Source organism: Nannocystis sp., assembly GCF_016714285.1.
In the GTDB taxonomy this organism is placed as follows: Bacteria; Myxococcota_A; Polyangia; order Nannocystales; family Nannocystaceae; genus Nannocystis.
This window is the reverse complement of the sequence record NZ_JADJNN010000015.1, coordinates 16,691-29,471: the sequence shown is the minus strand read 5'-3', so window position 1 is coordinate 29,471 and position 12,781 is coordinate 16,691. Positions and strand designations below refer to the sequence as shown.

General features: G+C 70.3%; 11 protein-coding genes. 7 read left to right on the top strand and 4 right to left on the bottom strand.

Annotation, left to right across the window (positions count from 1 at the left end; all coding sequences use genetic code 11):
• Positions 1-22: 22 nt before the first annotated feature.
• The 3 genes from IPJ59_RS24235 to arsA all read right to left on the bottom strand — a co-directional run bounded on the left by IPJ59_RS24235 (position 23) and on the right by arsA (position 5,558).
• Positions 23-2,152: a DUF4215 domain-containing protein gene (locus IPJ59_RS24235; RefSeq protein ID WP_293273487.1), complete on the bottom strand. Its 2,130-nt coding sequence runs from the start codon at positions 2,150-2,152 to the stop codon at positions 23-25.
• Between the two features lie 684 nt (positions 2,153-2,836).
• Positions 2,837-3,625 (bottom strand): lysophospholipid acyltransferase family protein, encoded by a 789-nt coding sequence (locus tag IPJ59_RS24230; protein ID WP_293260841.1) that lies wholly within the window; start codon positions 3,623-3,625, stop codon positions 2,837-2,839.
• 112 nt (positions 3,626-3,737) lie between these two features.
• A complete protein-coding gene (gene arsA / locus IPJ59_RS24225) occupies positions 3,738-5,558 on the bottom strand; it encodes an arsenical pump-driving ATPase (protein WP_293273486.1) in 1,821 nt (606 codons plus the stop codon).
• Positions 5,559-5,625: 67 nt separating this feature from the next.
• Here arsA and IPJ59_RS24220 point away from each other — a divergent pair, with 67 nt between their 5' ends.
• The 7 genes from IPJ59_RS24220 to IPJ59_RS24190 all read left to right on the top strand — a co-directional run bounded on the left by IPJ59_RS24220 (position 5,626) and on the right by IPJ59_RS24190 (position 11,619).
• Positions 5,626-5,964, top strand: coding sequence for an ArsR/SmtB family transcription factor (locus IPJ59_RS24220; RefSeq protein ID WP_293273485.1), 339 nt, complete (start codon positions 5,626-5,628; stop codon positions 5,962-5,964).
• Positions 5,965-5,995: 31 nt separating this feature from the next.
• Complete coding sequence (gene arsB, locus IPJ59_RS24215) at positions 5,996-7,072, top strand: ACR3 family arsenite efflux transporter (protein ID WP_293273484.1); 1,077 nt, start codon at positions 5,996-5,998, stop codon at positions 7,070-7,072.
• 3 nt (positions 7,073-7,075) lie between these two features.
• Entirely contained in the window at positions 7,076-7,504 is a 429-nt protein-coding gene (locus IPJ59_RS24210; protein WP_293273483.1) for an arsenate reductase ArsC, read from the top strand.
• A gap of 149 nt (positions 7,505-7,653) precedes the next feature.
• Positions 7,654-8,664 (top strand): beta propeller repeat protein, encoded by a 1,011-nt coding sequence (locus tag IPJ59_RS24205; RefSeq protein WP_293273482.1) that lies wholly within the window; start codon positions 7,654-7,656, stop codon positions 8,662-8,664.
• On the top strand, positions 8,661-9,839 hold the full coding sequence (locus IPJ59_RS24200; RefSeq protein WP_293273481.1) for an NHL domain-containing protein: 1,179 nt from the start codon (positions 8,661-8,663) through the stop codon (positions 9,837-9,839). The genes IPJ59_RS24205 and IPJ59_RS24200 overlap by 4 nt, the downstream gene beginning before the upstream one ends.
• Complete coding sequence (locus IPJ59_RS24195; RefSeq protein ID WP_293273480.1) at positions 9,836-11,146, top strand: NHL repeat-containing protein; 1,311 nt, start codon at positions 9,836-9,838, stop codon at positions 11,144-11,146. Before IPJ59_RS24200 ends, IPJ59_RS24195 begins: the two co-directional genes overlap by 4 nt.
• Positions 11,143-11,619, top strand: a complete 477-nt coding sequence (locus tag IPJ59_RS24190; protein WP_293273479.1) for a cytochrome P460 family protein — start codon at positions 11,143-11,145, stop codon at positions 11,617-11,619. The genes IPJ59_RS24195 and IPJ59_RS24190 overlap by 4 nt, the downstream gene beginning before the upstream one ends.
• A gap of 61 nt (positions 11,620-11,680) precedes the next feature.
• Here the strand turns inward: IPJ59_RS24190 and IPJ59_RS24185 are convergent, their stop codons facing one another.
• Positions 11,681-12,715 carry an NHL domain-containing protein gene (locus IPJ59_RS24185; protein ID WP_293273478.1) on the bottom strand — a complete coding sequence of 345 codons (1,035 nt, stop codon included), beginning with the start codon at positions 12,713-12,715 and terminating at the stop codon, positions 11,681-11,683.
• Positions 12,716-12,781: the final 66 nt, after the last annotated feature.

Here is a 12,781-nt window from a genome sequence, read left to right as displayed (position 1 = left end):
GCCGGCGCCAGGCCACCGGCTGTCAGCGGACCCAGACGCTCGTGTACGTGGTCTTGCAGCTCGTGTCGTAGCAGGGGTTACCGTCGTTGCGGTAGCCCTGCGGGTTGCAGGGGTAGGTGGCGGGGTTGCAGGCGCCGGCGACCAGCGACGACAGCTTGAGCAGCGACTGGTCGTGCGTCGACCAGGTCGCCTGACCTGCGGGCGTGTTGCCGATGCCCATGGTCCAGCAGCAGCTCTGCAGGGTGAAGGCGACGATCGTGTTCTCGTTGCAGCCCGGGAAGCACGAGCAGTTGTCGTCGAGCGGGCGGACGACGATGTCGAAGGCGTTGCGCTGGCTGGCGGTGATGACCTCGCCGTAGGCCGGGGTGCCGCCGAGGAAGGTCTTGGAGCAGGTGTTGGCGTTGTACTTGCCGTTGATCCACGCGCCAAATGAAGTGTCGGTGAGGACGTTGTTGGTCCAGCCGACGGCGTACTCCTCGGTGCGCAGCAGCAGGTTGCGGGCGGGCAGGGTGGTCCAGCCGACGTTCTTGTAGTCGGCGGTGGTGTAGGTGTTGACGTTGCCGAGCGTGCTGAGGTCCGTGTGGACCGCGAAGCTGGTCCAGTTGCGGCCGTCAGGGTTGACCTGCGAGCCGATCAGGGTCCAGCCGCCGCCGTCGGCGGCCATGTCGCAGCGGGCATTGAAGGGGCCCTGGCCGCCGGCGCCGTCGGGGTCGATCACGTAGATGCCGCTCGGGGCGGCCGGGATGTTCTGCTTGATCTGCTTGCAGCTGGTCGGGTCGAAGCACTTTCCGTTGGGGCAGTTGCCGCTCTGACAGTCACCCGGGACGTTGCAGGTCTGGTCGAGGACGCACTTGTTGCAGGAGGGGCCGCCGCAGTCGATGTCGGTCTCGCTGCCGTTCTTGAAGCCGTCGCTGCAGGTCGGCGTCTTGCACGTGTTGGTGCACTGGTCGTTGTTGCTCATGTTGCCGTCGTCGCACTGCTCGACGTTCTGCTGGACGTAGCCGTCGCCGCACTTGGCGAGCTTGCACATGGCGACGCACAGGTCCGCGTTGGATTGGTTGCCGTCGTCGCACTCCTCCATGTTGCTGGGCTGGGTGAAGGTGTCGCCGCAGAAGGGACTCTTGCACAGGAGGGTGCAGGCGCCGGTGTTGCTGTTGTTGACGCCGAGGTCGCACTGCTCGCCGGGTTGCTTGAAGCCGTCGCCGCAGGTAGCGAGCTTGCAGACGTTGGTGCAGGCGTCGTCGTTGCTCTGGTTGCCGTCGTCGCAGGCCTCGCTCGGGCCCTTGTCGCCGTCGCCGCAGATGTTGGTGCTGCAGTCGCCCTTGCAGGCCTTGCCAGGGCCGTTGTTGTTGCCGTCGTCGCACTGCTCGACGTTCTGCTGGATGAGGTTGTCGCCGCAGAAGGCGTCCTTGCAGGCGAGGGTGCAGGCGCCGCCGTTGCTGTTGTTGCCGCCCTGGTCGCACTGCTCGCCCAGGCTCGGCTGGACGTAGCTGTCGCCGCAGAGCGGGAGCTTGCAGGCGTCGGTGCAGCCGTCGTCCTGGTCGCCGTTGGCGCCGTCGTCGCAGGCCTCGCCGGGGTCGAGGATGGCGTTGCCGCACTGCTCGAGCTTGCAGCTGGCGGAGCAACCGTCGCCGCCGGCCTTGTTGCCGTCGTCGCACTGCTCGCCGGGGGCCTTATCGCCGTCGCCGCAGACGTTGAGCGCGCACTGGGCGTTGCAGACCTTGCCGGGGCCGTTGTCGACGCCGTCGTCGCACTCCTCCTTGCCGTCGCCGATGTTGTAGAGGGCCCCGTCGCCGCATACGTTGGCGGTGCAGCTGGCGGTGCAGGCGGCGTTGTTGGCGTTGTCGACGCCGTCGTCGCACTCCTCCTGGTTACTCGGCTGGATGAAGCCGTCGCTGCAGGTCGCGTTGGTGCACGTGGTTGTGCAGGCGTCGGTGCTGTCCTTGTTGCCGTCGTCGCACTCCTCGGTGGGGGCGACCTTGCCGTCGCCGCAGCCGGGGGCGGCGCAGTCGTTGCCGCACTCATCGTTGTCGTTGTCGTTGGCGTCGTCGCAGCCCTCGCCGGGGCCGACGTAGCCGTCGCCGCAGAGTGTTGTTGGTGCAGATGCGCTTGCGCGCTGCCGTTGTCGTCGTTGTTGGCGCCGTCGTCGCACTCCTCGCCGGGGCCGAGGTCGCCGTCGCCGCAGATGTTGAGCATGCACAGGCCGTTGCAGCGCTCGCCGGGGCCGTTCATCTCGCCGTCGTCGCACTCCTCGCCGGGGTCGGTCATGCCGTCGCCGCAGCGCGGGGGGTCGTCGCCGGTGGTGCCGGTGGTGCCGTCGGTCGCCGAGGCGGAGTCGGTGGCTGAATCGGTGGCCGAGTCCGAGTCGGTGGCCGAGTTGCTGACGCTCGTCGGGTTCGAATTGGAGCTCATCGTCGCCGAGTTGCCCGAGGTCGGGAGACCGTCGGTGTCGGGGGCGGTCGGGCTCGTGGTCGGCTGCCCCGTCGTCGTCTGCTGCGCGCCGCCGCTGCCGCTGCTGGCGCTCACGCCGGCTGATCCCGCCACGTCATCACCGCCGCATGCAGGCGACACAACCGCTGCACCCACCAACAACCCTACCCAGCTCCACGAAAAATTCGTTCGCATCGCACCACCCCTCCGTCCACGCCGTCACTCGACATCCTACGCCGATCAGCGCCGGGCGTGGGGGCTGGTGGGGACTGATGTGGTTGCGTCACCCTCGATAGCGCGCTCTACGGCCAGGCCCCGTCGCGCGCGACAGCTACGCCGAGCTGGCGGTCAGCGTCGCCGGTGCGGTCCGCCCGCCGCATGACCTGTCCCGAGGGACAGGTGACCATCAAGCGGCGATCGGCGCGGCGGGCTCGGCGTGGTCGGGCAGGACGCCGCGCTCAGAGAAGTCGCGGATGATCTGCTGGGTGCGTTCGATGACCGCGCGCAGCTGGTCGTCGCTGAGGCCGAGGGTCTCGATTGGGGCGCCGACGTAGATCGAGATCTTGCTGGGTTTGAACAGCCAGGTGCCCTTGCGGTTCATCTCGAACATGCCGCGGGTGGCGAGCGGCACGATCGGCAGGCCGGCGTCGCGGGCCATCAGGAAGGCGCCCTTCTTGAAGTCGTGCACCTTGCCGTCGCGGGTGCGGTGGGCCTCCGGGTAGACGAGGATCGAGAGGCCCTGGGCGACGCGCTCGCGGGCGGCCTCGGCGATCTCGCTGTAGCGGTTGGCGCTGCCCGGGCGCACCGGGATGCCGCCCGCGTGGCGCATGATGCTGCCATAGAACGGGATCTTGAATTGCCACGCGTTCATGATGCCGCAGAAGGCGTGGGAGAGGGCGCAGCAGGCCGCGTGGGCGTCCATCACGTTGACGTGGTTTTGCACGTACATGCTGCGCCGCTGGGGGTCGAAGTCAGGGTGGCGGATGACCGTGATCTTGCTGAGCGTGAGGCGCAGGCAGAAGGCCATGACCGGGTTGCCGTAGCGGGCCTGGGCCTCGCGTACGCCGACGAAGATCGTGGTCACGCCCCAGACGAGGATGACGCAGGCCATGCCGGCGAACACGGCGATCCACACCGCGACGGAGTAGACGACCTGGATCGCATGTTTGAGGGACGTGGTGAGCTTTTGCAGCACGAGCGGCGGGAGTCTAGCGGCTTTGGTCCGCGGGAGTGGTGGCGACGTCACGGCGTCGGCGTGCGCTCAGGGGACATCGCCATTCGCTGGGCCGCTCGGCGAACGACCTGGGTCATGCGGGCGAGGCCGGGGCGTCGGGGGTCGCCGCCAGCCGGCCGAGCGCCAGGGTCCCGACCGGGGGCTCGGGCAGCCACGGCAACACGCAGCTGCGCCGGGCCAGGCCCGCGGCGATGCGATCGATCTGGCGCTGCTCCGCGGCGATGCGAGCCCGCAGCAGCGGGTCGATCGTGCCGGAGGCCGCGAGGCTCTTGTTGATGACCCACGCCCACGGCTCGATCTTCGCGCGGCGCAGGTCGTCCTGCAGCGCCGCGGCCTGACTCACGGGCGTGACCTCGGGCAAGGTGACGATGATGACGTGCGTCAGCTCGGCGTCCTGGAGGCGCATCAGCGGCGTGGTGATGCCCTTCGCGTGCCCCTCACCGCCGCGCTGGCTCATCATCTGCCGGTGATAGGCCCCGGTCGCGTCCATGAGCAGGAGCGAGTGGCCGGTCGGCGCCGTGTCAAGCACGACGAAGGCGGTGCGGGCCTCGTTGACCACGCGGCTGAAGGCGTGGAACACGGCGACCTCCTCGGTGCAGGGAGATCGCAGATCCTCGAGCAGCAGCGCCCGGCCCTGCTCGTCGAGGTGCTGGCCGCGGGTGCTCATGATCTTGTCGATGTAGCGAGCCGTCTCCGCCCTGGGGTCGATGCGTCCGACCTTCAGCCCCGGCAAGCTGCCAGCGAGCGTCGCGTCCACGTGCGCGGCCGGGTCGGTGGTGGTGAGGTGCACGCTGTGGCCGCGCTGGACCAGGCCCACCGCGATCGCGGCGGCGAGGGTCGTCTTGCCCACGCCACCCTTGCCCATGATCATGATCAGGCCGTGCCCGGCCGCGGCGAGCTCGTCGATGCGGCGCCCGAGCGGCGCGAGGTCCAGCGTCGGCGCGGGGCCGGTTGCGGCGATCGCCGGTGCGTCGGGCGGGCCGTCACCGCCGGCGAGCAGGGCCCGCAGGGCCGAGACGCCCACGGTGTCGAAGGCTCGCAGGGGTATCTCATCGCGGGGCAGACGCGCCAGGATCTCCGGCATGTGCGCGATCGAGTCGCGTCCCATGGCCGCGATCGCGTCGGCCACGGGATCGCCGTGCTGGCTGGCATGGAAGACGCCATTGATGGCCAGTCGTTGATGATCGAGGCCCATCGCGCGCAGCTCCTCGGCGGTCCGCGCGGCCTCCTGCATGGGCCGCGGATCGGGCCGGGTGACCAGCACCACCGTGGTGACCGCGGGGTCGCTCAGGGCCGCCAGAGCGGCCACGAAGCGCGCCTCCTGCATCTTCAAGCCGGAGTGCGGGCCGAGGCAGGACGCGCCGCGATCGTTGCCGGCGAGGAAGCCGGACCACGCCCGCGGGAGGCTCAGCAGGCGCAGCGTGTGGCCGGTCGGGGCCGTATCGAAGATCACGTGATCGTAGGCGTGATCGTCGTCGTGCTCGCGGGCGAGCAGCGCCGCGAACTCATCGAAAGCCGCGATCTCCGTCGTGCAAGCGCCCGAGAGCTGCTCGCGCACAGTGGCTCGCTCGTCGTCGCTGGCGTCGGTCGACAGCTTGGCGAGCACGCGCTGGCGATACGCCTCGGAGGCGGTGTCGGGGTCGATGTTGAGGAGGCTCAGCCTGGCGACCGCCGGCACAGGCACGGCCTGGTTCGACAGCGGCGCGCCGAGCATCTCGTCGAGGTTGGAGGCCGGGTCGGTGCTGACCAGCAGGACGCGCCGGCCCGCGTCGGCGAGGGCGATCGCCGAGGCCGCGGCCAGTGAGGTCTTGCCGACCCCGCCCTTGCCCGTGAAGAACAGGAAGCGCGTCGGCTGATCGAGGAGACCGAGGGAGAGGGAGGTACGGCTGTCCACGACGCGAGCGTGACACAGGTGAGGCCCTTGCGGCGCGGCTCGTACCCGGATATATCGTTCATCGACGATGAAACCGGCGAGCCCCGCCTGCTGCCCCCCGCCCGCCGACGAGCCCGACCTGCGCCCGGTCCAGGGCGACGCCGCCGACGAGGAGCTGGCCGCGCTGACCAAGGCGCTCGGCCACCCGATCCGGGTCCAGATCGTCCGGCTGTTGACCCGGCGCGAGTCCTGCATCTGCGGCGACATCGTCAAGGAGCTGCCCCTGGCCCAGTCCACCGTCTCGCAGCACCTGAAGGTGCTCAAGGAGGTCGGTCTCATCCGCGGCGAGATCGACGGCCCGCGCACCTGCTACTGCCTCGAGCCCCGCACGCTGCGCCGCCTCAAGGCGCTCATCGGCGGCCTCTAGCGGCATCTATACATCGTAATAATACGAATCTATGACCATCGCTGAGGAGCGCAGATCGATGAAGCCCGCCACCAGCCCGCTCGGCATCTTCGAGCGCTACCTCAGCGTGTGGATCGCCCTGGCGATCGCCGCCGGCGTCGGCCTCGGCAACCTGTTGCCCGGCCTGTTCTCGAGCATCAGCAAGCTCGAGTACGCCAACGTCAACTTCGTCGTCGCCGTCCTGATCTGGGTGATGATCTACCCGATGATGATCCAGATCGACTTCGGCGCCGTCCGCGATGTCGGGCGGCGACCGAAGGGCCTGATCATCACCCTGGTCGTGAATTGGCTGATCAAGCCGTTCACGATGGCGGCCCTCGCCAGCCTGTTCTTCCTGCACGTGTTCTCCGCCTGGATCCCCGCGGCCGAGGCCCGCGAGTACGTCGCCGGGGCGATCCTCCTGGGCGTCGCGCCGTGCACGGCGATGGTGTTTGTGTGGAGTCAGCTGACCCGCGGCGACCCCGGCTACACGCTGGTCCAGGTCGCCGTGAATGACCTCATCATGGTCGTGGCATTCGCACCGATCACCGCGCTCCTGCTCGGCGTCTCCGACATCATCGTGCCGTGGACCACGCTGCTGTTGTCCGTGGTCCTTTATGTGGTGATCCCGCTGCTCGCGGGCGTTGCGACCCGGCGGGCGCTCACGCGGCGCAGCAGCGACCCCGGGGCGCTCGGCCGCTTCGTCGGCCACCTCAAGCCGGTGGGCATCCTCGGGCTGCTGGCCACGGTCGTGCTGCTGTTCGGCTTCCAGGCGACCACGATCGTGACCCAGCCGCTGACGATCGCGCTGATCGCCGTGCCGCTGATCGTCCAGAGCTACGGCATCTTCGGCGTCGCCTACCTATGGGCCCGGATCTGGCGGCTCCCGCACAACATCGCCGCGCCCGCGGCCCTCATCGGCACCTCCAACTTCTTCGAGCTCGCCGTCGCCGTGGCGATCAGCCTGTTCGGCCTCCAGTCCGGCGCGGCGCTGGCCACCGTCGTCGGCGTGCTCGTCGAGGTGCCGGTCATGCTCTCGCTGGTCGCCTTCGCCAATCGCACCGCCCGCCACTTCCCCGCCGCGACCTAGCCCATGTCCACCACCCCGTTTCGCAGCGTCCTGTTCCTGTGCGTCGCCAACTCGGCCCGCAGCCAGATGGCCGAGGCCCTCGCGCGCGCCCGCTTCGGCGAGCACGTGCGGGTCCAGAGCGCCGGCACCCGGCCCTCGCAGGTCAGCCCGCACGCGATCGCCGTGATGGCCGAGCGCGGCGTCGACATGGCGGGGCAACACTCGAAGGCGGTGTCCACGATCGACCCGGCCAGCGTCGACCTCGTCGTGACCCTGTGCGCCGAGGAGGTGTGCCCATTGTTCCTCGGCGCGGCGACGCGGCTGCACTGGCCGATCGACGACCCGGCCAGCGCCGATCCGTCGATCGCTAGCGAAGCATTCCTCGCCCGCTTTCGCCGCGCGCGCGACGAGATCGACGCGCGACTGAACGAATTGACGCCCGCGGACCCATGAGCCCGGGACCCGGGTTCCGCAGCCTCCCGGGCCGCATGACACGTCGTTCCGCCCGCGCCAGCGAGCGCGGCGTCGCGGTCTCGCCCTGCTTGGCTCCACCGTCGTCGACATGCCGCTTTGGCCCGCGCACCTGGTAAGCTCCGCCGGACGTGCGACGTTCAGCCCAGCGATTCGCCCTCATCCTCTCGAGCTCGCTCGCCTTTCTGGCGTGCCCGCACGAGGAGCCCGAGGTCAGCTGGCAGCTCGTCCACCGCGACCTCCCCGGCGCGCTGCTCTCGGTGTGGGGCACCAGCGTCAGCGACGTCTGGGCGGTCGGCGGCGACGCCCGCGACGGCACCGGCCCGCTCGTCATCCACTTCGACGGCGACGCCTGGACCCGCGTGGCCACCGGCGAGACCCAGGGCAACCTGTGGTGGGTGTTCGGCTTCGCCGACGGCCCGATCTACATGGGCGGCGAGGGCGGTGTCATCCTGCGCCAGCAAGACGGCGCTTTCACCCGCATGGCCACCCCGAGCCTCGACACCGTGTACGGCATCTGGGGCGCCACCCCGGATGACCTGTGGGCCGTCGGTGGTGCCTCGGACTCGAACGGCGGCTTCGCCTGGCGGCTCACCGGCGACACCTGGACCCCAGAGCCCACGCTCCCGGCGGACATCGCCGGCAGCGCCGCGATCTGGAAGCTGTTCGGCAGCGCCCGCGACGACGCCTGGCTGGTCGGCAGCAACGGCGTCGCCCTCCACTGGGATGGCAAGCGCCTGGGGCCCGGCGACACCGGCGTCGGCTCATCGCTGTTCACCGTGCACGAGCGCGACGGCAAGTACGCGGCCGTCGGCGGCCTCGCCACCGGCATCATCGTCGAATACGACGGCGCCAGCTGGCAGACCGTCACGCCCGACCCGCCGCCGATGGGCCTGTCCGGCGTCACCCTCGGGGCCGACGGCTTCGGCGTCGCGGTCGGCAGCTACGGCGGCGTCTACACCCGCTCGGACGCCGGCTGGGCCGCGGCCGAGCTCGGCTTCACCCTCGCGGGCAATCTCCACGGCAGCTGGATCGACGAGGACGGCGGCGTGTGGGCCGTCGGCGGCCAGACCTTCAGCCCGCCTTTCACGGATGGCACATTGATCCATCGCGGCGCGATGATCTCGGGGAATGGACTATGAACAGACAAATACTCGGACTCTGGGGGCTCGTCGCTGCGTTCGCGCTGGCGACGGGGTGTGATGAGAACGCCGACCTCGATCGCGCCTGCCGCGAGCTGAGGCCCGGCCACGCCTGCACCTGGGTCGGCTTGAAGGACGAGCAGGGCTTCAACGGCGACGGTCAGCACCGCCAGCAGACCCTGATCAACCAGCCGCAGGACCTCCTGTTCATGCCGGACGGCACGGCCTGGTTCACCGACTTCAACAACTTCCTCATCCGCCGGATCCTCGCGGACGGCACTGTCGAGACCATGGTCGGCTCGACCGACCCGGTGTTCCCCGGCGACGGGCCTTTTGGTGGCATCGCCCCGGGCGGCGCCGAGGGCTCCGAATGGTTGCTCAACCACCCGACCAACCTCGTGCTCCTGCCCGATGGCAAGGTCCTCGTGGTCGCCTGGCACAACCACAAGCTGCTCACGGTCGATCCCAAGACCGGCTACGTCACCGTCGTCTGTGGCGGCGGCGCCGGCTTCGCGGGCGACGGCAAGCCCGTGTCCGCCGCGACCCTGTTCAAGCAGGTCAACGACGCGACCATGGACGAGGCCGGCAACATCTACGTCGTCGACCAGCAGAACGAGCGCATCCGCAAGATCGACGCCGACGGCATCATCACCACCATCGCCGGCGACGGCATGGCCGGCTACAGCGGCGACGGCGGCCCGGCCATCAAGGCCCAGTTCTCATGGGCCCGCGGCTCGAACCCCAACCCGAGCGGCGGCATCGTCCACCACAAGGGCGTGCTCTACATCTCCGACACCGAAGCGGACGTGATCCGCGCGATGACCCTCGCCGACGGCAGCATCGCGGCCTTCGCCGGCACCGGCAAGGGCGGCGACAGCGGCGACGACGGCCCCGCGCTCAAGGCCCAGCTCAACGGCCCGCGAGACCTCGAGATCGGCCCCGACGGCGACCTCTACTTCGCCGACACCGACAACGGCAAGGTCCGCGCGATCGACCTCGAGGCCGGCATCATCCGCACCGTCGTCGGCACCGGCGAGCTCGGCGTCGACGCGGAGGAGGGCAAGCTGGCCACCGAGACCCGCCTGCGTCGCCCCTTCGGCATCGCCTTCGACCCCGACGGCAATCTCTACGTCATGGACACCCTCAACTCGCGGATCGTGAAGGTGGCCCAATGAACGCCTCCAACCTGCTGCTCCCCGCCGCCCTCCTCGCCGCCCTCGCCGCCCTCGCCCTGGGCGCCTGCGACGACGACGAGCCCACCTGCGATCTCGACGCCGTCGGCACCGTGTGCACGATCGCCGGCAACAGCGAGAACGGCTACGACCGCGACGCTGACACCACCGCCCTGCCGGCGCTCAAGGCCAAGATGTCACTCCCGCAGGACACCCTGACCGCGCCCGACGGCTCGATCTACATCCTCGACTGGAACAACCACCGTCTGCGCAGGCTCGACGCCGAGGGCATGCTGCACTGGGTGGCCGGCCGCGGCGAGCTCGGCGGCAGCCTCGACGACCCGGGCAACGGCGACTTCAACCACCCGACCAGCATCATCTTCGACGCCTCGGGCGACAACATCCTGATGGCCGCCTGGCACAACAGCAAGGTCCGGCGGGTCTCGCCGAGCAGCGGCCTCATCGTCGACACCTGCGGCGACGGCAAGCGGGCCTACTTCGGCGACGACGGCCCGGCCATGGCCGCGTCGCTCGACCTCCCGGCCAGCCTCGCGCTCGACCCGAGCGGCACGCTCATCATCATGGACCAGGCCAATCAGGTGCTGCGCTCGGTCGACAAGGCCGGCGACATTCACCTCCACGCCGGCCGCTGCATCATCGACGCTCCGGCCCCGGCCGGCCCCGGCAAGTGCCCCGAGGGTGTCGAGCCCACGCAGTGCCCCGACGGTGAGAATGGCCCGTCGGGCAAGTTCACCTGCGGCGACCCGATGATGTTCTGCTCGAAGCCGTGCACGCCCGGCTACTCCGGCGACGACATCCCGGCCAGCGAGATGCGCATGGCCCAGCCCTTCGGGCAGTCGGCGGCCCCGGCCGGACGCATCCTGTTCAACAAGGCCGGCGAGCTGCTGTTCGCCGACACCTCGAACCACCTGATCCGCAAGATCGACCGCGACGGCATGGTCCGCCGCGTCGCCGGCACCCCGCCCGAGGGCGGCGTGCCGCAGAACGGCTACGCTGGCGACGGCGGGCCCGCGCTCGCGGCCAAGCTCGACTTCCCCGTCGACCTCGCGCTCGCCGACGACGGCACCCTGTTCTTCACCGACATCCAGAACCACTGCGTGCGCTCGATCGACCCCAAGGGCAACATCCACACCGCGGTCGGCAAGTGCGGTGAGAAGGGCTACGCGGGCGACTTCGGGCCCCCCGAGGCCGCGCGCCTGAGCCTGCCCTTCGGCGTCGAGTGGAATGACGGCGTGCTGCTGATCGCGGATACCGGCAATAGCGTGATCCGCAGGGTCAAGCTGCGATGACCCCGCGTCTGGCCAAGGCCGCTCGCATGTTGGCCGCGGCCTCGCTGCTCCTCGCCGCGTGTCACGACGACCCCGGCGAGGAGCCCGTGTTCCCGGCGGACTACGCGGCCAGCTACGTCGAGGTCCGCGACTGCCGCGGCAGCGGCGATCACGACCTCAACAACATCCGCATCCTCGCCGACAAGGCCGCGCTCGCGCCCTACCAGGACCGCAGCGCGCCGTTCCCTGTCGGCGCCGTGGTGATCAAGGAGGAGTACGACTTCGGCGACATGAGCTGCAGCGGGCCGATCAAGCAGTGGACGGTGATGCAGCGCCTGCCCACCGGCAGCGCCCCGACCATGCTCGACTGGTCGTGGCAGCGGGTCGACGATCAGCGCGAGGTCCTCGAGCGCGACCCCCCGCGCTGCATCGGCTGCCACACCGGCTGCGGCGTCGCCCCCGACGGCTACGAGGGCACCTGCGCGGTCCCCTGAGCGTCTGAACGCTCGGCGGCGCGGAGGACGTCGCACGGGCCGGTCCCGTGTGTCGAAGCCGCTAGCGCAGGGTCAGGCGGCGCACGCGAGAGTTCGACTGGTCGACGATCAGCAGGCCCTCGCTGTCGCCATCGTTGTCCAGCGCGAGCCGGGCCGTGTAGCCGAGCGTGGCCGCCAGCGCCGGCCCGTCGTCACCCGTCGCGCCCTCGATCCCCGTGCCGACGATCGTGTCGATCACCCCGTCGGGCCCCACCCGACGGATCTTGAAGTTACCGCGATCGCCGATGTACAGCGTCCCGTCGGCCGCACGCGCGAGCCCGAAGGGCTGGCTCAGCTGGGCCGCCGTCGCCGGCCCGCCGTCGCCGCCCCCGCCTTCGGTCCCGGTCCCCGCCACCGTGCTGATCGTGCCGTCGACCGCGAGGCGGCGGACCGCGTGGTTGAAGGTGTCGACGATGAACAGATTCCCGTCGGCGTCGAGCTCGAGCGCCCCGGGCCAGTGCAGCGTCGCCGCCGTCGCGGGCCCGCCGTCGCCGTGCAGGCCGGTCTCCCCGGTCCCGGCGACCGTCGTGATGATCCCCCCCGCGATCCTCCGCACCCGGTTGGCCAGGCTGTCCGAGATGTACACGGTATCGTCCGGCGCGACCGCGATCCCGTCCAGTTGCATGAACAGCGCCGCGGTCGCCGGACCTCCGTCGCCCTCGTCGCCGCGCACCCCGACGACCCCGTCGCCCGCGCCCGCGATCGCCTCCAGGGTCCCGTCGGCCGCGACCACCAACACCCTCGGATCGTGATACGAGACGAAGATGACGCGGCCGTCGGCGAGGAAGCCGAAGTCGAACGGGTTCTCCAGCGGCGTGGCCAGCAGCGGCGCGTCGACGTCGGCGATCGCGTGGAAGCCGTTGCCGATCACCGTCTCCATCGTCCCCGCGTCGCCGATCCGTCGCAGCCGCTGATTGTTGAAGTCCATCACGTAGAGCCGCCCGTCGGGCCCGCGCCGCGCCGCCGACACCAGGAACAGGTCGGTGTCCTCCGGCGCCAGCCCGTCGCGGTTGAAGCCCAGGTCGCCGGTCCCGACCAGCGGACACAGGTCGCCCACCCGCGCCTCAGCCCCGAAGACAGGCGGCGCCCGTGCCCGCCCCGCACCCCAGAGCCGAACCTCGCC